Source organism: Polynucleobacter sp. 39-46-10, from assembly GCF_002282275.1.
In genome coordinates this window covers 1-2,227 of record NZ_NCJB01000356.1, presented here as the reverse complement: position 1 = coordinate 2,227, position 2,227 = coordinate 1, and the positions used below count along the sequence as shown (strand labels likewise).

The following is a 2,227-nucleotide window of genomic DNA, read 5'->3' as shown; positions in this document are numbered from 1 at the left end:
AGGATTTTTTGTTTTAGAGTCTCAACCCCATCGCCAGTCTTGGCCGAAATAAGTAGAGATGGACTTTCACTTTGGTGGGATGCTTCATTAGGGAGCAAGTCAGACTTATTAATGACCTCTAAAACGGGGCACTTTGGTGGGAGGGCCTTCAATATTTGAGCTTTTAAGTCCAAAACCGCCGCGCTATCGATCGCATTAATTGAATTTGAATCTTGCAGAAAAATAACTAGGTCTGCGGCTTGTATTGCCTCCCAAGACCGTTCAATTCCCTTTGCCTCAACTAGATCGCTGGTCTCGCGAAGACCGGCTGTATCAATAATGTGCATTGGAATACCACTTATGGTGATGCTTTCCTTAACGCGATCCCTTGTGGTTCCCGCGATAGGAGTAACAATTGCAACCTCTTCGCCAGCCAAGCGATTAAGAAGTGAGCTCTTTCCAACGTTAGGGGCGCCAGCCAAAACCAGCTGAATACCGTCGCGCAAAATCTTGCCCTGTTTTGCACCCTCTCTCAGCTTATGCAACTTTTCCATCACCGCGCTGAGGCGCTGGCGAGCTTGGGCATTCTCCAGAAACTCAATCTCTTCTTCAGGAAAGTCCAGGGTGGACTCAACCAAAATTCGTAATTGGGTAATTTCTTCGATCAAGGCATTAATGTCGTTTGAGAAGACCCCTTGCAATGAACGCGCTGCTCCACGAACTGCCGCCTCACTTTGAGCATCAATTAAATCTGCGATAGCCTCTGCTTGAGCTAAATCGATTTTGTTATTGAGATACGCGCGTAAGGAAAATTCGCCCGGCTCTGCAATAACCAAACCCTGATCTTTTCCAAGCTCGAGACACCGCTTCATGACCAACTCTAAAAGCTGGGGTCCTCCATGGCATTGCAGCTCAAGCACATCTTCACCGGTAAAGGAGGCGGGGGCAGCAAAGTAAATTGCAATCAGCTGGTCAATCGTCTCGCCGCGCGCATCACGAAGGGTAAGGAGATTGGTTTGGCGCGGCGTAAGCGCCTTGTGAAAAAGAGCTTCGGCTATTGGCAAAAGCTGTGGGCCACTAATACGAATAACGCCAACCCCAGCCTTGCCCGGCGCAGTGGCAACCGCAATGATGGGCAGCTTTCTCGTCATCATTGCAGGCACCCTTTGTTTATTTGTTATCGGCCAAAGACTTTAAGCCGGCTTTTTTCCAAACATTTGATTGATTTGCCACTGCTGAGCAATTGATAGTAAGTTGTTCACCACCCAATATAAGACCAAGCCTGCTGGGAAGAAGAAGAACATTACAGAGAATACAAGCGGCATATACATCATCACCTTAGCCTGAATTGGATCTGGTGGCGTTGGGTTCAGCTTGGTTTGCACAAACATTGAAGCAGCCATAATGATTGGCAAAATGTAGTATGGGTCTGGAACTGATAAATCATGAATCCATCCAATCCATGGGGCGTTGCGCATTTCTACTGAAGACAATAGAACCCAGTACAAGGCAATAAATACTGGAATCTGAATCACCACGGGCAAACACCCACCAAGAGGATTAATTTTTTCCTTGCGGTACATCTCCATCATGGCTTGATTTAATTTTTGTGGGTCACCCTTGTACTGCTCTCTCATGGTGAGTAAGCGTGGTTGCACCTCTTTCATGCGGGCCATAGACTTATAGCTTGCAGCTGAAAGCGGGAAAAACACCAACTTAATTAAGATGGTCAATAAAATAATTGACCACCCCCAGTTGCCCACATAAGAATGAATGTTGTCCAAGAGCCAGAAAATGGGTTTAGCCAAAATGGTTAAGTAGCCGTAATCTTTTAGCAACTCAAAGCCCGGAGCAATTGTTTCCAATACGCGCTCTTCTTGTGGCCCCACAAATAGTTTGGCTTTTTCCACAACTGTTGTGCCTGGTGCAACTACGCCCAGTGGTACTTGCATACCGATTCGATAAAGGTTGTTATCAATCTTTCCGGCATAAATATCTCGTGCTGCTTTATCGCTAGGAATCCAGGCGCTAGCAAAGTAATGCTGAACCATGGCTATCCAAGCGGGATCGCCAGCTGGAACCTGTGTAGGAATAGTAATTTTGTTTTTATCAATCGCCGTGAATTCCAGCTTGTTGAATTTTTCTTTATCAGTGTAGGTGGCGGGACCAGTGAAGGTGCTTGCTGAGAACGCGCCGTCAAAGGGACCAATCTTTTGCTCTTGCGAGGCATCGCGAACGATCTCTGTAT

2 protein-coding genes are annotated in these 2,227 nt (G+C 46.7%); both read right to left on the bottom strand.

The window, feature by feature from the left end:
- The coding region (mnmE, locus tag B7X71_RS15585) for a tRNA uridine-5-carboxymethylaminomethyl(34) synthesis GTPase MnmE (RefSeq protein WP_293601387.1) at positions 1-1,130 on the bottom strand (1,130 nt) is incomplete at its 3' end.
- 42 nt (positions 1,131-1,172) lie between these two features.
- Positions 1,173-2,227: membrane protein insertase YidC (gene yidC / locus B7X71_RS15580; protein WP_293601385.1), on the bottom strand; the 1,055-nt coding region annotated here is incomplete at its 5' end.